This window comes from Blautia sp. LMAG:89 (genome assembly GCF_008679485.1).
In the GTDB taxonomy this organism is placed as follows: Bacteria; Bacillota; Clostridia; order Lachnospirales; family Lachnospiraceae; genus Blautia_A; species Blautia_A fusiformis.
Map to the genome: position 1 here is coordinate 654794 of NZ_NANC01000003.1, position 23846 is coordinate 678639.

The window sequence follows — 23846 nt, forward strand, 5'->3', positions numbered from 1 at the left end:
ATAAAGATTTTTTTGGAACGTAAGTTACTTTTCACGATGTGCAGGGAACCGGATCTCAACATCCGTCCCCTCTCCAGGCTTGCTGGAATAAGTGAGTCCGTAATTATTTCCATAGAGAATTTGGAGTCTCCGGTGGGTATTATAAACTGCGATATTGGTGCCGCCGGACTGGCTTTTTCCCTTTCCGGAAAGGATAGTTGACAGGATTTCCGGCGAAATCCCAACACCGTCATCGGAAATCAGAAGAACAATATCCTCATTTTCCATCCATCCGGTAATAACAATAGTTCCGGATTTTGATTCTTTTTCCAGGATCCCGTGAAGAATGGAATTTTCCACAACAGGCTGAAGAGTCAGCTTCGGGATCTGGTATTCTGAAAGCTCACCCGGGATATCCGTGATCAGCTCAATGCTGTCGTGGTAGCGCATATTCTGAAGCTGCACGTAGATGGTTACATGCTCCAGCTCCCTTGCAATGGTAGAGATTCCTTTTTTGCGGCTCAGAGTCAGCTTATAAAAACGGGAAAGACTTTGTACTGCGTGACTGATCTCATTGGTCTGTCCCTGCAGTGCCATCCAGTTGATCATATCCATGGTATTATAAAGAAAATGTGGATTGATCTGTGCCTGGAGGGAATTGAATTCTGCGATCCGGAGATCTTCTGCAGCTTTAGCCTGCTTCTCCATCAGTTCCTCCATTTTTCGAGTCATATAGTTGTAGGTATCGATAAGATTACCGATCTCATCATGTGCCTGTGGACTTTCCATAGGAGTAGGCGGGCCGTGGCGGACGGTCTGCATCTGCCGGATCACAGAAGAAAGTCTTCCGGTAATGGAATGAGCCAGTACATTGGCAAAAATAAGTGCCAGAACCAGAAAAACTGCATAGATCAGTACGATCTGGATCATCAGTCGGTTGCTCGCATGGATCAGCGGTGGGGAAGGAAGGACCGTCACCATAAACCAGTCCGTATTGGAAATGCTGTAAAAACCGGCATAAACCTTTGTGTCCAGAATGTTCCGCTCAATGAAGTTATTGGAAGACATAAAGGAAGCCTTGATGGTGTCGTAATCCAGTTGGTAGATTCCGGATAATGACAGATCTGAGGTAGCAACAATGGCATCACGTTCGTTTACAATATATGAAACACTTCCTTCCAGAGATAGATTGTCGGAAAGAATGGAAGTAAGCTTGTCATCGGAATAATACACTGCCAGATAAGCCTTATAGGCAGTGGAGTGATAATAAAGGCTTAAAGGGCAGATATATGCCATATCACCATAATTCTTTTTTTCCCTGGTACCAAGATAGAAGGAAGGACAGAACATTTCCTGGGTGTTCCGGTTTCCCTGAAAGATACCGTACCAGTAGGTACCTTTCGCCTGACTTAAGGGAGCAAGGATATTCTCAGTATTGGGATAAGTATCCAGTGTCTTCAGATCATCAGGAAAATCCACATAGATCTGTACATCGGTAACAATGGAATCTGTGGTCAGACGCTGAACGGCATTTTTAAAATCAGTGGCATGGTTAGATGTTGCAAGCTGTTCTGCTGAATCGCTGACCGGCATATAAAAAAGTTCCTGAAAAAAATTCTGTCCTGTAATATTCCGGGTAGTAGCGAGGATCGTATCCATAGTCCGTTCGATCAGAGGTGCAGTTTTTGCGGAGGCGTCCTGTTCCTGCCGGATGGTATTGGAAACCACCATGCTATAAAGTCGTCCATAAAAAAGAAAGGCGGTAAGACAGGCAGGAACTACCACAATGCTGATTAGGGCAATGGTGAATTTTGTCTGCAGGTTTAAATTCAGGTAGCCGTTTTTGAAACGGCGCCAGAGGGCCCTCATGACATTTTCTCCCGGTATTCAGACGGGGAAAAGCCGGAGTATTTTTTGAAGCTTTTTCCGAAGTAATTGCCATCCGTATAGCCTACCTTGGAAGAAATCTCGGAAATCTTGTATCTGGGATCGGAAAGCAGCTGCTTGGCCTTTTCCATTCGGTATTCTGTCAGATATTGATTGAGAGTCTGTCCGGTCTCACTTTTGAAAAAAGTGCATACATAAGATGCGGAAAGGTATACATGGCCGCTGATATCTTTTACGGAAAGTGTATCGTTCATATAGTTCCGGCTGATATAATCCTTGATCATAAAGATTGTGGAATTTTCCGGCTGGGAATTTTTCGCATCTTCAAAATACTGGGCGGTTTTTTCTTTCAGAGCTTTGTGAAGCTCTTCGTAGGTGAAGGCGTTGTTTAACGTATCTACGATCAGATCCTGCTTTTCATGAAGTTCGGTTTCCAGCTGATTTTTTTTACGGGAAGCCGAAAGTGTATTAAATAGCTGGTAATAAAGATCACGGATCTGGTTAGGCATAAATGTGTGATTGCAGCTATAATACCGGAAAAGCTCATCAAGAAACTGAAAACAGGGTTCTTCTTCTCCGGCCAGGAGATATTTGGAAAAAGTATTTTCCGGTGAATGCAGGGAATCCGGAACCGGTCCCTTCGGGGAAAGCAGGCGGATGGCATTTTCCGTCAGAAATGTTTTTTCCGGAAAGAAAAAACAGTTCTGCAGAAGGATCACGGCAGAAGCGTAGGACTGATAAACCCTGAAAATATCCGTTACGGTATTTCCGGCTGCGATCAGATGCTTTCCGCAGGTGTCATATTGTCTGGAAATATAGCTTCCCACTGCGGAAAGGGTAGTCGGGGAAAGGGCATTCCTTCCATATATATGGTGGACCAGATACTGAACCCTTTTTTCCACAAAAAGACATTTCAGATGGTAATGCTCCAGAAAACAGGAAATGTCGTTCTGGAGATCTTCCAGGAAAATACCGGAAGCCTCCACAGATTCATTAAGCTTTACGATCACAGAGGTAAAATTCATGCCGTTCTCAAGAAGCTCCGGCTGCCCCAGTTCCAGACAGAGATCTGCAATTTTGTTGTTATCGGAAGGTGGAAGAGTCAGCTGTTGTGCCAGCCGGGTAGCGATTTCCTGAGAATGGATCGCTTCGCCACGATGGGAGCGGAGCTTTTGTTTGTAAAGAGTCTGCGCTTCCAGAACTGCCGCCTGTACTTCCTCGGGATGCAGAGGCTTTTCGATGTAATTGATGGCTTTTAGTTTGATGGCAGCTTTCAGATACTCTTTGTCAGAATATCCGCTCATAAAGATAGGGATACTGTCCGGCAGGAATTTCTCCAGACGTTCCAGCATGGCAATGCCTGTCATCCGCGGCATCCGTACATCGCAGAGAATGATCTCAGGTTTATACAGTCTGGCCATTTCCAGTCCGTTCACACCATCATCTGCCTGAAGGATCTCGGTGATCCCCAGAGAATCCCAGTCGATAGATGAGATCAGTCCGGTACGCGTAAGTTCTTCGTCATCGACGATCAGTAATTTCATATACAATTCTCCAATCGAGCATAGCTTTATAGCTTCGTAAATCGGACGTTTACAGCTCTGTTTATATTCCCAGAAAACTGTAACGTCAGCGTTATCATTATAGCATAAAGTATATAGAAATACGAGAATGGGACAATGGTTTATGAGTAATATTTTACAGGGAAAAGAAGAATATTTTACCCTTATCCAAAAATATTCCCATTATCAACCTGTGGGCCGGATGATAGAATATAATCAGATTAAAGGAAAGGGAGGAGAAAGAGCCGTGTCAGAATATGTTCTTGAATTAAAAGGTATTACGAAGATATTCCCCGGTGTCAAAGCTCTGAATAATGTACAGTTCCAGCTCAAGCCTGGTGAGGTTCACGCACTGATGGGTGAGAACGGTGCTGGTAAATCTACGTTTATCAAGGTTATTACCGGAGTACATAAAGCAGAAGAAGGTGAGATGTTCCTGAACGGACAGAAGGTTGACTTCAAGGGTCCGAAGGATGCCCAGGAGGCAGGTATTGCAGCCGTATATCAGCATCCGACATCATATCCGCACCTTACAGTTGCAGAAAATATTTTTATGGGTCACGAGATCATCAAACATCATATGATCCAGTGGAAAGAGATGAATCAGGAGGCGAACAAGTACTTAGGTGAGCTGGATGCAGATTTTGATGCAACCGCTGAGATGGGAACTCTTTCTGTTGCACAGCAGCAGATGGTTGAGATCGCCAAAGCGCTTTCCACAAATGCAAAGATCATCATTCTGGATGAGCCTACAGCAGCACTTACCAGAAACGAGTCGGAGAAGCTTTACACACTGGTTGATAAGCTGAAAGAGAATGGCGTTTCCATTATCTTTATTTCCCACCGTTTCGAGGATATGTACCGTCTGGCTTCCAGAGTTACCGTATTCCGTGATTCTCAGTATATCGGAACCTATGATGTAAACGGGATCACAAACGCAGATCTGATCAAGGCAATGGTTGGACGTGAGATCAATGATCTGTTCCCGAAGCCGGAGGTTAAGCTGGGAGATGAGATGCTTCGTATTGAACATCTTTCCAGAACAGGATTTTTCAAGGATGTTTCCTTCAATGTACGTGCAGGCGAGATCGTAGGTCTTACCGGTCTGGTCGGTGCAGGACGTACAGAGGTTATGGAAGCTGTCAGCGGAATCACCCATCCGGACGAAGGAAAGGTTTTCCTTGAGGGAAAAGAGGTTTATATCAAGACTCCTTCCGAAGCAATGGAAAAAGGTATCATCCTTCTTCCTGAGGACAGACAGAAGCAGGGCCTTGTCATGAGCTGGGGCCTTGGAAGAAACGTAACCCTTCCGATCATCAGCAAATATGCAAAATCCGGATTCAATGACGAGAAAGCAGAAAGAGAGCTTTCCAAGAAGCTTCTTGAAGAAGTAGATACCAAGGCTGTTGATATTTTCCAGCCTGCAAGTTCACTGTCCGGTGGTAACCAGCAGAAGGTTGTTGTTGCCAAGGCACTTGCTCAGGAAATGAAGGTCGTTATCATGGATGAGCCGACAAAGGGTGTCGATGTTGGTGCAAAAGCCGAGATCTATGCGATCATGGGAGATCTTGCGAAGAAGGGCTATGCTATCATCCTGATCTCTTCCGAGATGCCTGAGATCCTTGGAATGTCTGACCGTATCATCGTTATGTGCAACGGCCGTAAGACAGGTGAACTGAATAGGGGAGAGGCAACACAGGAAGGAATCCTTGAGCTGTCCATGGAAAAGAGCACTGGAAAGGGGACTAAATAATGGAAAAGAAATCTGTTATCAAGAAGATTACAGGCTCCCGAGAGGCTCTGCTGGCAATTATCGTGGTCGTGCTGTTTGCCGTTGTCACAGTGATCAGCCCGTCATTCCTTACGCCGAAGTCACTCATGGAGATGCTGAAAAATAATGCAGTAACAATGGTAATGTCACTTGGTATGCTGTGTGTCATGCTGGTAGGCGGAATCGATATTTCCATCATGTCAACTCTGGCACTTTCCGGTATGTCCATCGGTATGCTCCTGAAATACGGACATATCACAAGTACATTACTTGCTTTCATCATTGCAATGGCGATCGGTATTGCCTGCGGACTGGTTGTAGGTCTTGTGATCTCAAGAGCAAACGTTCCGCCTATCATTGCAACCATGGGCTTTATGTACATCTACAGAGCAATGGGTTATCTTGTTTCCCACGGTGGTGAGTGGGCAAGTGCCGCAGCTCTTGGTGAGTTTAAGAATTTTGCAACAACCAGCTTCCTTGGGATCAACAAGGTTATCTGGGTGATCATCGTATGCTATGTGGTATTCTTCTTCTTTATGAAATGGACAAGAACAGGACGAAGGATCTACGCAGTAGGAAGTAATGCAAGCGCAGCACAGGTTTCCGGTATCAATGCAAAGAATATCAACCTTCTTGTATATGTGATCATGGGATTCCTCGCAGGTCTTGGCGGAGCACTTCAGGTATCTGTTTATGCTTCTGCAATGCCTGATATGCAGTACGGCGGTGAGATGGATGTTATCGCAGCCTGCGTTATCGGTGGTGTAAGCATGAGCGGTGGACGTGGAACCGTAGTAGGTGCATTCCTCGGTTCCATTATCCTTGCAACGATCGCAAAAGCTCTTCCGCTTGTAGGTATCAGTTCACTGTGGCAGAACATGATCAAGGGTGTTATCATCCTGGTAGTAGTTGTGATCAACGTTGTTCTGCAGAGAATCGCAGATAAAAACGCATTAAAGGGAAGGGAGATGTAAATCATGGCTGGAAAATCTGGAAGAAGTATTAACAATGTGCCGGAAAATCCGATGAAACACATCATATTCAGTTGGGAAGGCATCCTGGTCATTCTCTTTATCCTGGTAAATATTTTCTGCGCATCATTTTCTGAGTTTTATAATATGAAGAGTGTTCTTCGTCAGATGCCGGTTTACCTTGCAGAGGTATTCATGATGTTCCCAATGGCGTACATCCTGGTATTAGGCGAGATCGATATTTCTGTAGGTGCGATCGTGTGTCTCTCCGCTACCTTAAGCTGTATGGTCTGCAACACAAACGCTCCGTTCATTGTAGTAGTACTTACAGCACTGGTTGTTGGTGCCCTCTGTGGTGCGATTAACGGATTTATCCTTACCCGCTTCAAGGAGCTGCCTCCAATGATCGTAACACTGGCAACACAGATTATCTTCCGTGGTATCGCTGAGGTTACACTTGGAGCCGGCGGAAGTATTGCGATCACAAACACAGATGGCTTCCGTGCTATCGGTGGAAAGGTTGGAAATATTCCATATATTCTTTTTCTGGTGCTGATCCTTGGTGTACTTTTTGCAATCTTCCTTGGAAAGAGCACATTCGGACGCCGTACATATGCGATCGGAACAAACCGTGTGGCAGCTTATTACGCAGGTGTTCACGTAGAGAAGATCCGTTTCATCATCTACACAGTTATGGGACTTATGTCCGGACTTTGTGCAGTATTCCTGGTATCCTCTTCCTACGGTGCAAATACAACAACCGGTAACGGATTTGAGATGGATGCCATTGCAATGGCAGTATTCGGAGGTATCTCATCCACAGGTGGTAAAGGTAACCTGGCCGGCGGTATCATTTCTGCATTCATCATCGTATGCTTACGAGTTGGTCTTGGACAGAAGAACGTAAATGCACAGGTGATCCTTCTCATCATCGGTGTACTTCTGGTAGCAGCAGTAGCTCTTCCGAATATCATCGGCGATGTGAAAAAAGCAGTCGCAATGAAGAAAAACTAAATATCACTTTTGAAACCCATATGATTGTTAGCTGCCTCCAGTGGTGTAGCGGAGGCAGCTGCATATAAAAAAATTATATTCTTATAGGGAGGAACAACAATGAAAAAAAAGGTAATTAGCGCAATCCTTTGTGGAGCAATGGTTCTTGGTACAGTTTGCCCGGTTCTCGCAGCAGATGACAAATCCGAAGATACTAAGACAGAAGCAGCTGGAAATTCCGCAGAAGGCAAAAAGATCGCTCTGGTTGGTAAAGCAGCCGGTAACGCATTCTTCGAGATCGCAGCGAAATCTTTCCAGGAGACAGTAGAGGCTGAAGGCGGCGAGGTTCAGGTCGTTTATCCTGAGACAGCTACAGCTGATGCACAGATCAAGGTTCTTGACAACCTGATTTCCCAGGACTTCGATGCAATCTGTATTTCCGCTAACGATGTTAACGCTCTTCAGGCTAAGCTTGAGGAAGCTATGGATGAGGGAATCAAAGTATCTTCTTTCGACTCCGCACCGAACAAAGACAGCCGTGAGATTTTCGTAAACCAGGCTGGTACAAAAGAAGTTGCTCAGGCACTTATGGATGCAGTTCTTGATATTTCCGGTGGTGAGGGACAGTTCGCTATCCTTTCCGCTACATCTCAGTCCGCTAACCAGAATGCATGGATCGATGCAATGAAGACTATCATGGAAGGCGATGAAAAATACAGCAAGCTTGAGCTTGTAGACGTTGTATATGGTGATGATGAGCCGCAGAAATCCACAGACCAGACAGCAGCTCTTCTTCAGAACTACAAGGGTCTGAAAGTTATTTGCGCACCTACAACAGTTGGTATCGCAGCAGCAGCTAAATATCTTCAGGATAACGGATCTTCCTGCAAGCTGACAGGACTTGGACTTCCATCTGAGATGCAGGAGTACACAGGTGATGATGATTCTCATTCCTGCCCGTACTTCTATCTGTGGGATATGCAGGGCCTTGGAAAACTCAGTGCTTACACAACAATCTCTCTGATCAACGGCGACATCACAGGTGCTAAAGATGACAAGTTCACAGCTGGTGACCTTGGTGACTACACAGTAACAGATGCTGATGACGGCGGTACAGAAGTTGTTCTTGGCGCACCTCTGAAATTCGATACAAGCAACATCGAGGAGATGGCTAAGCTGTACTAATCAATCCTCAGATTGATTGTATAATCATATGATAAATCCTTTCAGAACAGGCGGAGTCTTCGGGCTCCGCCCGTTTTGTATGTTTGGATTTCGTGTATAGAAGGTTTCTGAAAAAATCTCCGCCTTCTGATTCTGGTTGTACTCTTATGGCTGCAGTGTTAAAATGAGGACAGCAGAACAGAAAACCATGAACAGATAAAGGAGCAAAATACATGCAGCAGGCATTACTGGATCAGCTGAGAAAAATTACAGATGAAGAGAGGAGAATTCTGGACGGAGAGGCAGAGGTAGACAAAGATCTCTACACATCCGGTCGGGACTTTACCGTGGACAGCCGTAAGATGCTGAAAGAAGGCAGGCTGATCGCTGTGCGTACACACACCCGTTTTGTGTATTTTCCGTCTCACAGGCATAATTTTGTGGAAGTGCTGTATGTGTGTGAGGGATCTCTGACGAATATCATTGACGGAAAAAAAGTCATAGTTAACAAAGGTGAGCTGCTTTTTCTCAATCAGTTTACGAAGCATGAGATTCTGAAAGCGGGGCAGAATGATATTGCGATCAATTTTATGGTGCTGCCGGAGTTTTTTGATGTGGCCTATTCCATGGCGGGCAATGACAATATGCTGGCAGATTTTCTGGTGAATGTCCTGCGTCAGGATGAAGAGCGTGGGGAATATCTTCATTTTAAGGTTGCGGAAGTGCTGCAGATCCAGAATCTTCTGGAAAATATCATTTATTCTCTTGTAAACGGTGAGGAGAACAGAGAGCGGATCAATCAGACCACAATGGGCCTGATCTTTATGTATCTGGTAGAATCGGTGCAGTATGTGGAGATGCGTCTGCCCAATCAGTACGAAAATATGATCTCCATGACAACACTGGATTATATTGAACAGAAATACCGGACTGCCACGCTGACGGAGCTTTGTGGTCGTCTGCATCTTCCCATGCATGTCCTCAGTAAGATGATCAAGAAAAGCACAGGGTTTAATTTTAAGGAACTTCTTCAGAGAAAGCGTCTGAACAAGGCTGTAGAGCTGATGTGTGAAACAGATCTTCCTGTCAGTGACATCATTGCAGCTGTAGGCTATGAAAATAACAGTTATTTTCATCGGGTATTCAAGGAACATTATCACATGACACCGCGGGCGTTCCGGGTGAAAAACAGTGAGAAAGAACAGGTGAGGCTGTAACAGCCTCACCTGTTTTTTAAATATCATGGAATTGTCCGATCTTGTTTTTAATCCGCTGCATTTCGTTATCCATATCGATCACAGCGCGGGCGCAGTTCAGCAGCTCATTGCTGACTTCCTCATAACCGTCCATTTCTTCGATATTCTGCTTGTAACGCAGCTGATGCTCCAGAGTAGCCCAGAAATCCATACCGTTGGTACGGATCTGGATCTCTGCACGCATGGGAGTTTTTCCCTTGGAGAAGAATACGGGGATTTCCACAATCATGTGATAACTGCGGTAGCCGTTTGGTTTTGGATTTTTGATATAGTCCTTTACCTGAATGACGGTAATGTCATCCTGCCTGGTGATCAGGTCTGCAATGGTGTAGATATCATCGATAAAGGCACAGACAACACGGATGCCTGCCACGTCATTCAGTTGATTCTGAATATTCTCCGCAGTAAACTCATAGCCGAGCTTTTTGAGCTTTTTGTAAATGCTTTCTGGCTTTTTGATCCTTGTCTTGATGAAGGAGATCGGGTTACGTTTATATTCCAATGAAAATTCATCGTTGAGGACTTCCAGCTTGGTGCGTACCTCACGGACCGTACATCGATACATCATCATCAGATCATTAAATTTTGCGGAATTTTTGATAAAAACCTGCGGATCGGGGGTATCCAGCCAGGTGTTTGTATTTCTTTCAGCCATAGTGTTTTTCTGGTGAAACTCCTTTCTTATGTGATATTTATAACAATTACTTTTATACAATTATAGAACAAAATGACATTTTTTTCAACTTTTGTATTGACATATCAGAAAAGCTATGCTATTTTATAGAAAAAATTTAATTAAGTAAACCACTAAACCGTTGAAGCGGAGATAAAGATATTCATGCGCGCACAGAGAGTCCGGGAGGGTGAGAGCCGGGTCGAGAGGCAGTTTATCAAATGGACCGCAGAGGGCACAGGGAAAGATATTTTCGGATATCAAGTATTCTGTGACGTGAGGGCATACGTCAGTTGCCGGGAATATGAAGGTATTCCGCCAAGTGCACGGGTCAGACCGTGAATCAGGGTGGCACCGCGGGTGATTTTGAATTTAGAGCTCGTCCCTGACAGAACCAGATTCTGTCGGAGACGGGCTTTTCTTGATTTTATGAGCAAGCAGCGAATGCAGATCACGAATGTCCCGTCCTCCGGTAAGGAATGAAAAACTCAGGAGGGCCTGTATATGTATCCAACATTAGAAAAAATCAAAGAACTCGCACAGTCAGGCGAATACCGGCGAATCCCTGTATGCAGAGAGCTGTATTCCGACCGCTATACACCCGTAGAAGTTATGAGGACCTTACGCACAGCCAGCAGACATTGCTATCTTCTGGAAAGTGCCAGCCAGACAGAGGTATGGGGACGCTATTCCTTCCTGGGATATGAGCCATCCATGGAGATCACCTGTACAGACGGAAAGCTTCAGATCCGTAGAATCCATGAGGACGGAACGGAAGAAAAAACCGTACAGCAGGTGAAGCATCCGGGAGATGCCATTCGGGAGATCCTGAAAGAATACAAAAGCCCGGTGCTGGAAAATATGCCGACCTTTACCGGAGGTCTGGTAGGATATTTTTCCTACGATTACATTAAGTATAGCGAGCCGAAGCTGGAGCTTACTGACGAAACAGTACAGGATTTCCGGGACATGGATCTGATGCTTTTTGACCAGGTGATCGCCTTTGACCATTACAGACAGAAGGTGCTTCTGATTACCGGTGTGATGACAGATGATCCGGAAAATTCCTATCAGAGGGCGGAAGCAAAATTAAAAGAGATGGCAGATCTGATCCGAAACGGAAAACAGAAGGAATTTCCGTCTTTGAAACTGAAATCTTCCATTGAGCCGCAGTTCCCGAAAGCAAAATACTGTGAGATGGTTGAGAAAGCGAAACATTACATCCATGAAGGAGATATTTTCCAGGTAGTCCTCTCCAATCCTATGAGAGCAAAAGCCGAGGGAAGCCTGTTTGATACTTACCGTGTCCTTCGGGCTACCAATCCTTCTCCATATATGTTTTATTTTTCCAGTGATGATATTGAGATTGCAGGAGCCTCCCCGGAAACACTTGCCAGGCTTGCAGGAACAGAATTAAGTACCTTCCCGCTTGCAGGAACAAGACCAAGAGGCAAGACAAAAGAAGAAGACGAAGCGCTGGAAAAAGGACTCCTGGCAGATGAAAAAGAACGTGCCGAGCATAACATGCTGGTGGATCTGGGACGAAATGACATCGGAAAGATCAGTAAGATCGGCACGGTAAAGGTGGAAAAATATATGTGCATCGAACGTTTTTCTCATGTGATGCATATCGGTTCCACAGTTACCGGCCAGATCCGGGATGACAGGGATGCAGTGGATGCAGTGGATGCCATCCTTCCGGCAGGAACGCTTTCCGGAGCACCGAAATTCCGTGCTTGCCAGATCATCCAGGAACTGGAACAGAGCAAGCGAGGCATTTACGGCGGTGCTATCGGATATCTGGATTTTGCCGGAAACCTGGATACCTGTATTGCCATTCGCCTGGTTTATAAGAAAAACGGTGAGATCTGTATCCGGTCAGGAGCAGGGATCGTAGCAGACAGTATTCCGGAAAGTGAATTTCAGGAGTGCTGCAACAAGGCAAGAGCCGTTGTACAGGCAATCGAAACTGCACAGGAGGGACTGGAATGATAGTACTGATCGATAATTATGATAGCTTTTCCTACAATGTTTACCAGCTGATCGGTTCTGTGGAGCCGGATATCAAGGTGGTAAGAAATGATGAAGTGACCATCAAAGAGCTGGAGGCCATGAAGCCGGAGGCATTGATCCTTTCTCCTGGTCCGGGAAGACCGGAGGATGCGGGAATCTGTATTGAATCCATAAAATATTTCAAAGACAAGCTGCCAATCCTGGGTATCTGCCTTGGACATCAGTCCATCTGTGAAGCCTTCGGAGGGACAGTATCCTACGCAAAAGAGCTGATGCACGGAAAGCAGAAAGAGATACATAAAGTTGGAAAGAGCCGGATGTTTGAAGGACTTCCGGAAACTTTTCCGGCAGCCAGATATCACTCACTGGCAGCTATCCGGGATACCTTACCGGAGGAACTGGTTGTTACCGCTGAGTCTGAGGACGGAGAGGTGATGGCACTGGAGCATAAAGAATATCCGATATTCGGATTACAGTTCCATCCGGAATCTGTTATGACACCGGATGGAAAAACAATGATCGAGAACTTTATGAAGGTTATCAGAGACAGATAAGACAGAGAACAGCAATCCATAAAAGATAGAATCGTTACAGAACAGGAGGAAACAACAATGATCAAAGAAGCAATCATCAAGCTTTCAAAAAAAGAAGATCTTACATATGACGAAGCAGAAGCCGTAATGAATGAGATCATGGACGGAGCGGCAACACCGGTACAGATGGCATCCTACCTTACTGCACTTTCCCTGAAAGGAGAGACTATTGATGAGATCACTGCATCAGCAGCCGGAATGCGTGCACACTGCATCAAGCTTCTCCACGATATGAATGTTCTGGAGATCGTAGGAACCGGTGGTGACGGAGCAAACTCCTTTAACATTTCCACGACATCTTCTCTTGTGATCGCAGCAGGTGGCGTTCCGGTAGCAAAACACGGAAACCGTGCAGCATCTTCCAAGAGCGGTGCAGCAGATGTTCTGGAAGCACTTGGCGTAAAGATCACCATCCCGCCGGAAAAAAGTGCAGAGATCCTGAAAAAGATCAACATCTGTTTCCTGTTCGCCCAGAATTATCATATTGCCATGAAATATGTGGCACCGATCCGTAAAGAGCTGGGAATCCGCACGGTATTTAATATCCTCGGACCATTAAGCAACCCGGCAGGCGCAAACATGGAGCTGATGGGAGTCTTTGACCAGTCTCTGGTAGAGCCGCTGGCACAGGTTATGATGAAGCTTGGCGTGAACCGCGGAATGGTAGTTTTCGGACAGGATAAGCTGGATGAGATCTCCATGAGCGCACCGACTTCTGTGTGCGAGATTAAGGACGGATGGTTCCAGTCCTATGAGATCACACCGGAGCAGTTCGGCTATACACGCTGCAGCAAAGAAGATCTGGCAGGCGGCACACCGGCAGAGAGCGCAGAGATCACAAAAGCCATTGTAAACGGAACCGAAAAAGGCCCGAAGCGTCAGGCGGTCTGCATGAACGCAGGTGCAGCACTTTATATCGCAGGAAAGGCGAAGACTATAGAAGATGGCGTGAAGATGGCTGAAAACCTGATCGACAGTGGTGCAGCTGCTGCCAAGCTTGCGGAATTTATCAAATTAAGTAACGAGATTTGAAAATAATAGCGGCAGAAGAGAAATCGGCAATCCCTATCGGAAGAGATACGAACGGAAACATTAATCTGTCAGACTTCTTGAAATTGCCGAATGAGAGTTGAACTGAAATATCAAGGAGACAAACAAAGAATGAGCGAAAAAAACATTCTGGAGGAAATCGCAGAAAAAACAAGAGAACGTATCCGGAAGGAAAAACGTCAGTTTCCTCTGGATCAGCTGAAAACCCTGGCAGAAAAAGCACCACAGCAGCCGTCCTTTCTGGAAGCGTTGAAAAAGCCGGGTATGTCCTACATCTGTGAAGTAAAAAAAGCTTCCCCCTCCAAGGGGCTGATCGCACCGGAATTTCCGTATCTGGAAATTGCGAAAGAATACGAGGCAGCAGGTGCATCTGCGATCTCCTGCCTCACAGAGCCATTTTATTTCATGGGAAGTGACACTTATCTCCGTGAGATCACAGAAACAGTGGATATTCCGGTCCTTCGGAAGGACTTCACGGTGGATAAGTACATGATCTATCAGGCAAAAGCATTCGGCGCATCGGCTGTACTTCTGATCTGTGCTATCTTAAATGACCAGGAACTCCTGGAATACCGAGAGCTTGCAGAAGCTCTGGGAATGGATGCACTGGTGGAAGCTCATGACGAGAATGAAGTGGCAAGAGCATTAAAGACAGGTGCAAAGATCGTCGGTGTAAACAACCGTGACCTGAAAACCTTTAAGGTTGATATGAATAATAGCATCCGTCTTCGAAACCTGGCACCGGACAATGTGGTATTTGTGTCTGAGAGCGGAATCAAAAACGCAGGTGATATCGCTATCCTGGAAAGAAACCGGGTAGGTGCAGTCCTGATCGGTGAGACCCTGATGCGAAGCCCGGATAAGAAAGCTGCATTGGAAAATCTGAATGGTAGAGCGCTTGTATAAAGGCCAAATGAAAGAATAGAGCAAATAAGTAACAGAGCTGACCAGCAGCAAATAGTAACGAAACAGGAAGGGGAAGGGTCAGACAGAAAGGGCAGGATTGGCTGAATATGAGAGAACAACCGTTGAAACATGGGAGCAGAACCAGGATCAAGATCTGCGGCCTGACCCGCCCGGAAGATATCCAGGCAGTTAACCAGGCTAAACCGGACTTTGCAGGATTCATTGTAGAATTCCCAAAAAGCAGAAGAAACGTCACCGTGGAGCAATTGAAGGGTCTCCGGGAAGAACTGGATGATAGCATTTTGCCGGTAGGCGTATTCGTCAATGCACCGGTGGAGCTTCCCGCACAGCTTTTAAACGAAGGAACCATCGCACTGGCACAGCTTCACGGACAGGAGGACGAGAATTATATCAGACAGCTTAAGACCATGACAGACCAGCTTCTGATAAAGGCTTTTTCCATAAAAACAGAAGCAGATATAAAGAAAGCGATCCGTTCGGAAGCAGACTATATTCTGCTGGATCAGGGCGTAGGAGGAACAGGAGAAACTTTCGACTGGAGTCTGGTACCGGCGATCAAACGTCCCTGGTTTCTGGCAGGAGGTCTGGGCTGTGAAAATCTGGAATCGGCCATACATCTGCTTCACCCCTGGGCAGTAGATTTAAGCAGCAGTGTAGAAACCGACGGTCACAAAGACCCGGATAAAATATTAGAAGCAGTATACGCAGTAAGGAACATAAAGGAGGAAATATAACATGTCAAAAGGAAGATTCGGCATCCATGGCGGACAGTACATCCCGGAAACACTGATGAACGCCGTTCTGGAGCTTGAGGAAGCATACAACCATTACAAAAACGATCCGGAATTCAACCGTGAGCTCACAGAGCTTCTCAATGAATACGCAGGAAGACCATCCCGTCTTTACTATGCGGCACATATGACCGAGGACCTTGGCGGAGCCAAGATCTATCTGAAAAGAGAAGACTTAAACCACACAGGAGCCCACAAGATCAACAACGTACTTGGTCAGGTGCTCCTGGCAAAAAAAATGGGCAAGACCCGTGTCATCGCAGAGACAGGAGCCGGCCAGCACGGCGTTGCAACTGCAACCGCAGCAGCACTGATGGGAATGGAATGTGAGGTATTCATGGGAAAAGAAGACACGGAACGTCAGGCACTGAATGTTTACAAAATGCGTCTTCTCGGAGCAAAGGTCCATGCAGTCACAAGCGGAACCGCAACCTTAAAGGATGCCGTTTCCGAGACCATGCGTGAGTGGACAAACCGTATTGCAGATACCCATTATGTACTGGGATCTGTTATGGGACCGCACCCGTTCCCAACTATCGTACGTGATTTCCAGGCAGTGATCTCCAAGGAGATCAAAGAACAGATGCTGGAAAAAGAGGGAAGACTTCCGGATGTTGTCCTGGCCTGCGTAGGCGGCGGCTCCAATGCTATCGGAACCTTCTACAATTTCATTGAGGACAAAGACGTTCGTCTCATCGGCTGTGAGGCAGCAGGACGTGGCGTGAATACTGCGGAGACTGCGGCAACCATCGCAACCGGTCGTCTCGGAATCTTCCATGGTATGAAATCCTACTTCTGCCAGGATGAATACGGACAGATCGCACCGGTATACTCCATCTCCGCAGGTCTTGATTATCCGGGTGTAGGTCCGGAGCATGCACACCTTTATGATATCGGAAGAGCAGAGTACGTTCCTGTTACAGATGACGAAGCAGTAGAGGCTTTTGAATATCTTTCCAGAACAGAAGGAATCATTCCTGCAATCGAAAGTGCCCACGCAGTGGCCTATGCGAAAAAGATCGCACCGACACTTGGAAAGGACAAGATCATGGTAGTTACCATTTCAGGACGTGGAGATAAGGACTGTGCGGCAATTGCCCGCTACAGAGGGGAGGATATTCATGAATAAAAGAATTACAGAAGCATTTGCAAACGGAAAAGCATTTATTCCTTTTTTAACCTGCGGAGATCCGTCTCTGGAGGTAACAGAGCAACTGGTTTATGCAATGGAAGAAGCAGGCGCAGATTTGATCGAGCTTGGGATCCCGTTCTCAGATCCTACCGCAGAGGGACCTGTGATCCAGGAAGCTAATGTCCGGGCACTTGCAGGTGGCGTGACTACAGATAAAGTTTTTGCAATGGTAGAAAAAATCCGTAAAAATACAAAAATCCCAATGGTATTCATGACCTACGCAAACGTAGTATTTTCTTACGGAACAGAGCGTTTTATCAAGAAAGCAGCGGAAGTTGGAATGGATGGACTGATCCTTCCGGATGTTCCGTTTGAGGAAAAAGAAGAGTTTGATGTTGTGTGCAAACAGTACGGCCTTGACCTGATATCCCTGATCGCACCAACCTCCCATGAGCGGATCGCCATGATCGCAAAAGAGGCGGAAGGCTTTGTTTACTGCGTATCTTCCCTTGGTGTAACAGGAATGCGTACCAGCATTACCACAGATATCGGAGCTATGGTGAAGCTGGTAAAAGCCCAGAAAGACATCCCATGTGCAGTAGGATTCGGAATCTCAACCCCGGAGCAGGCAAAAAAAATGGCAGATCAGTCGGACGGTGCCATTGTAGGATCTGCCATTGTGAAGCTTTGTGGTGCCTACGGCAAAGACTGCGTGCCGAAGGTGAAGGCTTATGTGAAAGAGATGAAGGATGCGATCAGATAAATTTCCGGCTGAAATCGGAACACAGATCACAAAGTGTAATAAAAATCTGCTTTATCCAAAGAAAGGGTAAAGCAGATTTTTTTCTGCTCTGAACAGAGGCCGGAAAAATTGCAGGAAATATCTACTTGACAGTCAGAGACCAAATGATAGATGATATAAAAAAGGTGAGGAGGAAATTGGGGATGAATCGGGAAGAAGCAAAGAAGAAAGCAGAAGCGCTGGTTGCCAGGATGACTCTGGAGGAAAAAGCCAGTCAGTTAAGGTACGATGCACCTGCAATAAAAAGACTGGGAATTCCGGCGTATAACTGGTGGAATGAGGGACTTCACGGTGTTGCCAGAGCAGGGCAGGCAACGGTTTTTCCACAGGCGATCGGAATGGCGGCAGCTTTTGACCGGAAAAGTGTGGCAGAGATGGCCGGTATCGTGGCAACAGAGGGCAGAGCAAAGTATAATGCATATTCCGTAAACGGTGACAGAGATATTTATAAGGGATTGACGTTCTGGTCTCCTAATGTCAATATTTTCCGTGATCCACGATGGGGTAGAGGCCATGAAACTTATGGGGAAGATCCGTATCTTACAAAAGAACTGGGAGTTTCCTTTGTAAAAGCACTTCAGGGAAATGGGGATACAATGAAGGCAGCAGCCTGTGCCAAACATTTTGCAGTACATTCCGGGCCGGAGGCACTCCGTCATGAATTTGATGCGGAAGCATCCGCAAAAGATATGGAAGAAACGTATCTGCCGGCATTCGAAGGTCTGGTAAAAGAAGCGAAAGTAGAAGCGGTTATGGGAGCTTATAACCGGACAAACGGGGAACCCTGCTGCGGAAGTCCCACATTACAGAAAAAACTCAGAGGCGAATGGAAATTTCAGGGGCATTTTGTATCAGACTGCTGGGCGATCCGTGATTTTCATGAACACCATATGGTAACGGATACAGCCGTTGAATCTGCAGCACTGGCGATTAATAATGGCTGTGACCTGAATTGTGGAAATACCTATCTTCACATTATGAAGGCATACGAAAAGGGGCTTGTCACAGAAGAAACCATAACCCGGGCAGCAGTGCGGCTTTTTACCACAAGATATCTGCTGGGGTTGTTTGATGGAAGCGAATATGACAATATCTCCTACATGGAGGTAGAATCTCCCAGGCATCTGGATGCAGCGGAGAAAGCAGCGGAAAAAAGCTTTGTTCTGCTGAAAAATAACGGGATTCTTCCGCTTGATAAAGAAAAACTGAAAACAATAGGGATCATCGGACCAAATGCGGACAGCAGGCAGGCGCTGATCGGCAATTATCACGGGACAGCTTCCAGGTATATTACCATACAGGAAGGCATCCAGGATTATGTGGGAGACGATGTAAGGATCCTTACTTCCAGAGGCTGTGATCTGTTCCGAGACCGGACGGAGCACCTTGCGTTTACCAGAGATCGTATTGCGGAAGCAAAGGTGGTTGCGGAAAACAGCGATGTGGTGATCTTATGTATGGGACTGGATGAGACACTGGAAGGAGAAGAGGGAGACACCGGAAACAGCTATGTATCGGGAGATAAAGAAGATATTGAACTTCCCGGAGTACAGCGAGAACTGATGGAAGCAATCGCAGACACCGGAAAACCGGCAGTATTCTGTCTGCTGGCAGGAAGTGACCTTAATCTGAAATATGCGGCAGAGAAATTTGATGCCGTCATGATGCTGTGGTACCCTGGATGTCAGGGCGGGAAGGCAGCGGCAAAGGTACTGTTTGGAGAAATCTCGCCATCAGGAAAACTTCCGGTGACATTTTATGAAAGCCTGGAAGAACTTCCGGATTTTACCGATTATTCCATGAAAGGCAGAACATATCGCTATATGGAACGAAAAGCACAGTTTCCTTTTGGATATGGTCTGACGTACAGTAAGGTGGCAGTAGATAAAGCAGAGGTCAAAACATGTGAACAGAAGATAAACGTGGAGGTAGAAGTGCAGAATAACGGCGCATATGATACAGAGGATGTTGTTCAGATCTATGTAAAAAATATCGACAGCAAAAATGCCATTCCCAATCCGATGCTGGCCGGTTTTCAGCGGATATTCCTGAAGGCGGGAGAATGCCGAAAAATAGAAATCCCAATATGGGAAAAAGCATTCACCGTAGTAGATGAAACAGGAAAACGGATGGAAGAAGGAAAGAAATTTGAAATTTATGCAGGCTGCAGCCAGCCGGATGAAAAAAGCAAAGAACTGACCGGGATCATGCCGGTAAAGATCATCTGGGAAAAATAATAAGAAAATCTAAAGTAACAGGAGGGCGATGCATCAGGCAGCGCCCTCCCTTTATATCTAACGCATAAACAACCGTACCATTTTCTCATAAATCTTCCGATATTTCTGATATCTCATAGGAAGATCGATCCAGGTCTTTTTATCTACAATACTCTTATAATGAGAGAATGTCCGGAAGCCGTCGATGCCATGATAGGATCCCATGCCGCTTTCACCAAAGCCACCGAAGCCCATATTGCTGGTTGCCAGATGTATGAGGACATCGTTGATACAGCCACCGCCGAAACCACATCGGGAAGTAACTTCCCGGGCATTTTTTTCATCTTCGGTGAAGATATAAAGAGCCAGCGGATGTGCCATGGAATTGATCTTTGTTACGGCACCTCCGAGAGAGTCATAGGTGAGGATCGGAAGTACCGGACCGAAGATTTCCTGTTGCATGACCGGATCTTCGAAGGTTACGTTATCAAGAACCGTCGGCTCGATCTGAAGTGTTTCACGGTTGGAACCACCGCCGCAGACAGTTTTGGAAGGATCGATCAGACTGTTGATACGGTCGAAATGCTTTTCGTTGATGATCTTTCCATAATTCCGGTTCTTCAGTGGTTCTTTTCCATACTGGCGTGTGATCTGTCTGCGAAGCTCTGCGACCAGGGCTTCTTTGATCTCCGGATCACAGTAGATGTAGTCCGGAGCCACGCAGGTCTGGCCACAGTTCAGAAACTTGCCGAATACGATACGTTTTGCCGCAAGGCGGAGATTGGCTGTTTTGTCCACGATGCAGGGGCTTTTTCCACCCAGCTCCAGAGTGACTGGTGTGAGGTGTTCGGAAGCCTTTCTCATGACCTCTTTTCCCACAGACTGGCTTCCCGTGAAGAAGATGTAATCAAAGTGCAGACTGAGAAGATGTGTGTTTTCCGCACGTCCGCCTGTGACAGTTGCAACGTATTTTTCATCGAAACATTCATGGATGAGAAGACGGATCACTTCACTTGTTGCCGGTGAGTAGGCACTTGGTTTCAGGATGACTGTGTTTCCAGCTGCAATGGCGTCTACCAGTGGTTCTATGGTGAGAAGAAACGGATAGTTCCACGGACTCATAATGAGAACCACACCGTAGGGGGATGGTTTGCGGAAACTGTGGGAATGGAACTGTGCCAGTGGAGTTGGAACGGTCTGTTCTTTTGCGTAGGAGCGGATATTTTTCAGCATATGTGTGATCTCGGAGAGTACCAGTCCGGTCTCACACATATAGCTTTCGAAATTACTTTTTCCCAGATCCTTTTTCAGCGCGGCGTGGATCTGATCTTCGTGTTTCCGGATGGAAGCGCGGAGACGTTTCAGGGCGCTGATGCGAAAATCAAGGTCAAGAGTTGCGCCGGAGTAGAAGTACTGGCGCTGTTTATCTAAAAGCTGGTTGATCTGTTCTTTTTCCATGGAATTGTAGTCCTTTCTGAAAAAACTGTATTCGAAATATCGAAAAAATCTTTCTATGCCAATGGCTGTTTTAGCAATTGCTTGCCGGAGGCATCAGTCTGTAATACAGTGTCTCAAGTTCGCCGGCATCCATCAGCACAGGAACCGGGTACAGAGGATTGGCTTCTTTATCTGCGTAATGGGCAAGCTCCGGGATGTCTGTTTCCTGGATTTCCGGGATATAGTCTCCGATGCCAAAGCGTTTTTTCATATCTTTTATTGCATCAATAAACATCCGGGCAGCAGTTTTATCGTCCTCATGTTTATCGCAGAGACCGGCAGTTACGGCAAGGTTGCGGAGTTTGTGAGTGATGGAATCTCCGTATGTTTCCAGTACCATAGGAAGGATCACTGCATTGGCAAGCCCATGTGGAACATTATATTTTCCGCCGAGGGAATGTGCAATTGCGTGGACATATCCAACGTAGGATTTGGTGAAGGCGCAGCCTGCGAAATAGGAGGCGCGGAGCATATTTCGTCTTGCTTCAATATTATTGCCGTCTGTGTAGGCGGTATCCAGATTTTCAAAGATCAGTCTGACAGCATCCAGGGCATTTTTTCTTGTGCCAGGTGTAGTGGAATTTCCAATGTAGGCTTCCACTGCGTGAGTCAGGGCATCCATGCCGGTGGTAGCTGTGATAAACGGCGGAAGGCTTAAAGTCACTTTCGGGTCAAGGACTGCGTAGCGTGGGATCAGCGGAAAATCGTTGATGGCATATTTGTGCCGTGTTTCTGCATCGGTAATGACAGCAGCAAGTGTTGTTTCACTTCCTGTTCCTGCAGTCGTGGGGATGGCGATGAGAAGAGGAAGCTTTTTGTGGATCTTCAGGATTCCCTTCATCTGAGCAAGAGACTGGTGTGGCTTGGCAATGCGGGCTGCTGTGGCTTTTGCACAGTCCATACTGGAACCTCCGCCGAAGCCGATGATCGCCTGGCAGTCATTGTCCAGATACATGTGAAGGGCTTCGTCCACATTGACGGTTGTTGGATTGGCAACGGTTTTGTCGTAGATGTGGTAAGAGATGCAACTTCGCTTCAGTGTCTGCTCCAGTCTTTCTGTAAGGCCAAGGCTTCGGATCCCTGCATCTGTGATGATGAGTACATTGTTATAGTTTCTTTTTTCCAGAACTTCCGGAATACCTTTGACGCTTCCGATGATCTTCGGATTGCGGTAAGGAAGCAGTGGAAGGGCGAATTTAAAGACATTCTGGAAAACCCGGCAGTAAGCTTTTTTTAATGGATTCATGGTAGTTTTCTTTCCTTTTAAAGTCAAATTATTTTATTCTAAATATTATATATAGCAGTTGGAAGGGGAAAAGTCAAGATTGCTGTTTATGGAAGTGCATCGCGAAGCGTGTTGCTGAGAACAGAGTAACCGTAACGTCATAAAAAAGAAAACAGGAAATATAATATTGTCATGGTTGTAAATATCCTTTACACTAAGGGAGTCAAACAGAATCATTATGCAAGGATTGGATATCCAGCGGAAGGCAAATGTCCGCAGGATAGATATTGATCACGGAGGAAATCATGCCAGAAACAGACACATCCGCAAAAAATCCTCTTCACGTATCCGAAGTGGATGATAATTTAAAAGAATTAAGCCCTCACGGTTCCTTTGAGCTGCCGGTGGAAACCTATATGGCGAACTGTGAGATCTTTCATGCACTGTATGACCACTGGCACAGTGAGATGGAGATCATGTATATTGAAAAAGGCAGTGGCTTTGCCAGACTGAACCGGGAGAGCATCCGCCTGAAAAAGGGGGATATCCTGATCGTGAACTGCGGAGTTCTCCATAGTATGCGCACGGATCTTAAGAAGCCTCTTTATTATAAGAGTGTGGTTTTCAGCCTGGGTTTCCTTGCAGGTCAGCCGGGAGATATCTGCCAGGAATGTGTGGTATCACCATTAATAGAAAACAAGGCAGAATTCTGCCATCATATAGAAGAAGGAGATTCCGGATATGAGAAGCTACGGGAAATTTTTCTGGAGATCCATGACTGTCATACGGAGAAGAAGCCATATTTTTATGTGAAGCTGAAAATGCTGTTTTTTAATTTCTTTTATGAGATGCTGACGAAGCATTATATTATCCCGGTAAGTACAGAGCAGAACAAGAGCCTTGCAGCAGTAAAGGAAGTGCTGGATCATATCAGCCTTCACTACCAGGAGAATCTTACCGTTTCAGAGCTTTCCGGACTTTCCAATTACAGTGAGTATTATTTTATGAAGCTTTTCCGCCAGTATACGGGAAAAACCTTGGTGGAATACATCAATGACTTCCGTATGGAGAAGGCGAAGTATCTTCTTACGCATTCCGATGCACCTGTGACGGAGATTGCCATGCAGGTGGGATTTAACAGTACAAGTTATTTTATAAAGAAATTTCAGCAGTCCAATAAGGTTTCACCGCATAAGTACAGGAAGAGTATGAGACAGATCTGAGAAAGCTCCCGAAGCAACCGCATATGTATCGGTTACGTTTTTATCCAGAGCTACAGTAAAAAGTGAAAAACAGTCTGACAAATATCTTGCATATCATGACAGGATTGTTATATTTTTGAAA

The 23846-nt window shown here is 46.0% G+C and carries 19 protein-coding genes; 14 read left to right on the forward strand and 5 right to left on the reverse strand.

What is annotated here, in order from left to right:
* Nucleotides 1–24: 24 nt before the first annotated feature.
* Both CCC70_RS03325 and CCC70_RS03330 read right to left on the reverse strand, forming a co-directional pair.
* Nucleotides 25–1848: a sensor histidine kinase gene (locus CCC70_RS03325; RefSeq protein ID WP_287084254.1), complete on the reverse strand. Its 1824-nt coding sequence runs from the start codon at nt 1846–1848 to the stop codon at nt 25–27.
* The gene (locus CCC70_RS03330; protein ID WP_118753056.1) at nt 1845–3410 is read right to left on the reverse strand and encodes a response regulator transcription factor; all 1566 of its coding nucleotides are present in this window, start codon (nt 3408–3410) and stop codon (nt 1845–1847) included. The genes CCC70_RS03325 and CCC70_RS03330 overlap by 4 nt, the downstream gene beginning before the upstream one ends.
* A 265-nt stretch (nt 3411–3675) precedes the next feature.
* Between CCC70_RS03330 and CCC70_RS03335 the strand changes: the two genes are divergently transcribed.
* The 5 genes from CCC70_RS03335 to CCC70_RS03355 all read left to right on the forward strand — a co-directional run bounded on the left by CCC70_RS03335 (nt 3676) and on the right by CCC70_RS03355 (nt 9544).
* Entirely contained in the window at nt 3676–5181 is a 1506-nt protein-coding gene (locus CCC70_RS03335; RefSeq protein WP_059086913.1) for a sugar ABC transporter ATP-binding protein, read from the forward strand.
* On the forward strand, nt 5181–6173 hold the full coding sequence (locus tag CCC70_RS03340; protein ID WP_059086065.1) for an ABC transporter permease: 993 nt from the start codon (nt 5181–5183) through the stop codon (nt 6171–6173). The genes CCC70_RS03335 and CCC70_RS03340 overlap by 1 nt, the downstream gene beginning before the upstream one ends.
* Nucleotides 6174–6176: 3 nt before the next feature.
* Nucleotides 6177–7184 carry an ABC transporter permease gene (locus CCC70_RS03345; RefSeq protein ID WP_287084255.1) on the forward strand — a complete coding sequence of 336 codons (1008 nt, stop codon included), beginning with the start codon at nt 6177–6179 and terminating at the stop codon, nt 7182–7184.
* 99 nt (nt 7185–7283) lie between these two features.
* Entirely contained in the window at nt 7284–8348 is a 1065-nt protein-coding gene (locus tag CCC70_RS03350; protein ID WP_287084256.1) for a substrate-binding domain-containing protein, read from the forward strand.
* A 212-nt stretch (nt 8349–8560) separates the two neighbouring features.
* Entirely contained in the window at nt 8561–9544 is a 984-nt protein-coding gene (locus tag CCC70_RS03355; protein ID WP_287084258.1) for an AraC family transcriptional regulator, read from the forward strand.
* 16 nt (nt 9545–9560) lie between these two features.
* Here CCC70_RS03355 and CCC70_RS03360 read toward each other — a convergent pair whose 3' ends face one another.
* Nucleotides 9561–10238, reverse strand: a complete 678-nt coding sequence (locus CCC70_RS03360) for a GTP pyrophosphokinase (protein ID WP_270388781.1) — start codon at nt 10236–10238, stop codon at nt 9561–9563.
* Between the two features lie 522 nt (nt 10239–10760).
* On the opposite strand from CCC70_RS03360, the gene trpE reads away from it, so the two are divergent.
* The 8 genes from trpE (at nt 10761) to CCC70_RS03400 (ending at nt 19801) form a co-directional block, all read left to right on the forward strand.
* Nucleotides 10761–12248 (forward strand): anthranilate synthase component I, encoded by a 1488-nt coding sequence (trpE, locus tag CCC70_RS03365; protein ID WP_287084259.1) that lies wholly within the window; start codon nt 10761–10763, stop codon nt 12246–12248.
* A complete protein-coding gene (locus tag CCC70_RS03370) occupies nt 12245–12823 on the forward strand; it encodes an anthranilate synthase component II (protein ID WP_270437805.1) in 579 nt (192 codons plus the stop codon). The genes trpE and CCC70_RS03370 overlap by 4 nt, the downstream gene beginning before the upstream one ends.
* 57 nt (nt 12824–12880) lie before the next feature.
* On the forward strand, nt 12881–13894 hold the full coding sequence (trpD, locus tag CCC70_RS03375; protein ID WP_287084260.1) for an anthranilate phosphoribosyltransferase: 1014 nt from the start codon (nt 12881–12883) through the stop codon (nt 13892–13894).
* A gap of 129 nt (nt 13895–14023) precedes the next feature.
* Nucleotides 14024–14818, forward strand: a complete 795-nt coding sequence (trpC, locus tag CCC70_RS03380) for an indole-3-glycerol phosphate synthase TrpC (protein WP_287084261.1) — start codon at nt 14024–14026, stop codon at nt 14816–14818.
* A gap of 107 nt (nt 14819–14925) precedes the next feature.
* Entirely contained in the window at nt 14926–15573 is a 648-nt protein-coding gene (locus CCC70_RS03385; RefSeq protein ID WP_278603592.1) for a phosphoribosylanthranilate isomerase, read from the forward strand.
* A 1-nt stretch (nt 15574) separates the two neighbouring features.
* Nucleotides 15575–16759, forward strand: a complete 1185-nt coding sequence (trpB, locus tag CCC70_RS03390) for a tryptophan synthase subunit beta (RefSeq protein ID WP_015527286.1) — start codon at nt 15575–15577, stop codon at nt 16757–16759.
* Nucleotides 16752–17525: a tryptophan synthase subunit alpha gene (gene trpA, locus CCC70_RS03395; protein WP_059086055.1), complete on the forward strand. Its 774-nt coding sequence runs from the start codon at nt 16752–16754 to the stop codon at nt 17523–17525. The genes trpB and trpA overlap by 8 nt, the downstream gene beginning before the upstream one ends.
* A 182-nt stretch (nt 17526–17707) precedes the next feature.
* Nucleotides 17708–19801 carry a glycoside hydrolase family 3 C-terminal domain-containing protein gene (locus CCC70_RS03400; protein WP_287084263.1) on the forward strand — a complete coding sequence of 698 codons (2094 nt, stop codon included), beginning with the start codon at nt 17708–17710 and terminating at the stop codon, nt 19799–19801.
* A gap of 57 nt (nt 19802–19858) precedes the next feature.
* Here the strand turns inward: CCC70_RS03400 and CCC70_RS03405 are convergent, their stop codons facing one another.
* Together CCC70_RS03405 and CCC70_RS03410 are read right to left on the reverse strand one after the other, a co-directional pair.
* The gene (locus CCC70_RS03405) at nt 19859–21238 is read right to left on the reverse strand and encodes an aldehyde dehydrogenase (RefSeq protein WP_287084265.1); all 1380 of its coding nucleotides are present in this window, start codon (nt 21236–21238) and stop codon (nt 19859–19861) included.
* Between the two features lie 70 nt (nt 21239–21308).
* Nucleotides 21309–22523, reverse strand: a complete 1215-nt coding sequence (locus CCC70_RS03410) for an iron-containing alcohol dehydrogenase (protein WP_270652497.1) — start codon at nt 22521–22523, stop codon at nt 21309–21311.
* A gap of 284 nt (nt 22524–22807) precedes the next feature.
* Between CCC70_RS03410 and CCC70_RS03415 the strand changes: the two genes are divergently transcribed.
* Nucleotides 22808–23725 carry an AraC family transcriptional regulator gene (locus tag CCC70_RS03415; protein ID WP_287084266.1) on the forward strand — a complete coding sequence of 306 codons (918 nt, stop codon included), beginning with the start codon at nt 22808–22810 and terminating at the stop codon, nt 23723–23725.
* The last annotated feature ends 121 nt before the right edge of the window (nt 23726–23846 follow it).

Excerpts from the sequence above, each read along its gene's own strand:
- trpA (WP_059086055.1), top strand. The coding sequence starts at position 16,752 with ATGAATAAAAGAATTACAGAAGCATTTGCAAACGGAAAAGCATTTATT.
- CCC70_RS03360 (WP_270388781.1), bottom strand. The coding sequence starts at position 10,238 with ATGGCTGAAAGAAATACAAACACCTGGCTGGATACCCCCGATCCGCAG.
- trpC (WP_287084261.1), top strand. The coding sequence starts at position 14,024 with ATGAGCGAAAAAAACATTCTGGAGGAAATCGCAGAAAAAACAAGAGAA.
- CCC70_RS03370 (WP_270437805.1), top strand. The coding sequence starts at position 12,245 with ATGATAGTACTGATCGATAATTATGATAGCTTTTCCTACAATGTTTAC.
- CCC70_RS03405 (WP_287084265.1), bottom strand. The coding sequence starts at position 21,238 with ATGGAAAAAGAACAGATCAACCAGCTTTTAGATAAACAGCGCCAGTAC.
- CCC70_RS03345 (WP_287084255.1), top strand. The coding sequence starts at position 6,177 with ATGGCTGGAAAATCTGGAAGAAGTATTAACAATGTGCCGGAAAATCCG.
- trpD (WP_287084260.1), top strand. The coding sequence starts at position 12,881 with ATGATCAAAGAAGCAATCATCAAGCTTTCAAAAAAAGAAGATCTTACA.
- CCC70_RS03415 (WP_287084266.1), top strand. The coding sequence starts at position 22,808 with ATGCCAGAAACAGACACATCCGCAAAAAATCCTCTTCACGTATCCGAA.
- CCC70_RS03350 (WP_287084256.1), top strand. The coding sequence starts at position 7,284 with ATGAAAAAAAAGGTAATTAGCGCAATCCTTTGTGGAGCAATGGTTCTT.
- CCC70_RS03385 (WP_278603592.1), top strand. The coding sequence starts at position 14,926 with ATGAGAGAACAACCGTTGAAACATGGGAGCAGAACCAGGATCAAGATC.
- trpB (WP_015527286.1), top strand. The coding sequence starts at position 15,575 with ATGTCAAAAGGAAGATTCGGCATCCATGGCGGACAGTACATCCCGGAA.
- CCC70_RS03410 (WP_270652497.1), bottom strand. The coding sequence starts at position 22,523 with ATGAATCCATTAAAAAAAGCTTACTGCCGGGTTTTCCAGAATGTCTTT.
- CCC70_RS03330 (WP_118753056.1), bottom strand. The coding sequence starts at position 3,410 with ATGAAATTACTGATCGTCGATGACGAAGAACTTACGCGTACCGGACTG.
- trpE (WP_287084259.1), top strand. The coding sequence starts at position 10,761 with ATGTATCCAACATTAGAAAAAATCAAAGAACTCGCACAGTCAGGCGAA.
- CCC70_RS03325 (WP_287084254.1), bottom strand. The coding sequence starts at position 1,848 with ATGAGGGCCCTCTGGCGCCGTTTCAAAAACGGCTACCTGAATTTAAAC.
- CCC70_RS03400 (WP_287084263.1), top strand. The coding sequence starts at position 17,708 with ATGAATCGGGAAGAAGCAAAGAAGAAAGCAGAAGCGCTGGTTGCCAGG.
- CCC70_RS03340 (WP_059086065.1), top strand. The coding sequence starts at position 5,181 with ATGGAAAAGAAATCTGTTATCAAGAAGATTACAGGCTCCCGAGAGGCT.
- CCC70_RS03355 (WP_287084258.1), top strand. The coding sequence starts at position 8,561 with ATGCAGCAGGCATTACTGGATCAGCTGAGAAAAATTACAGATGAAGAG.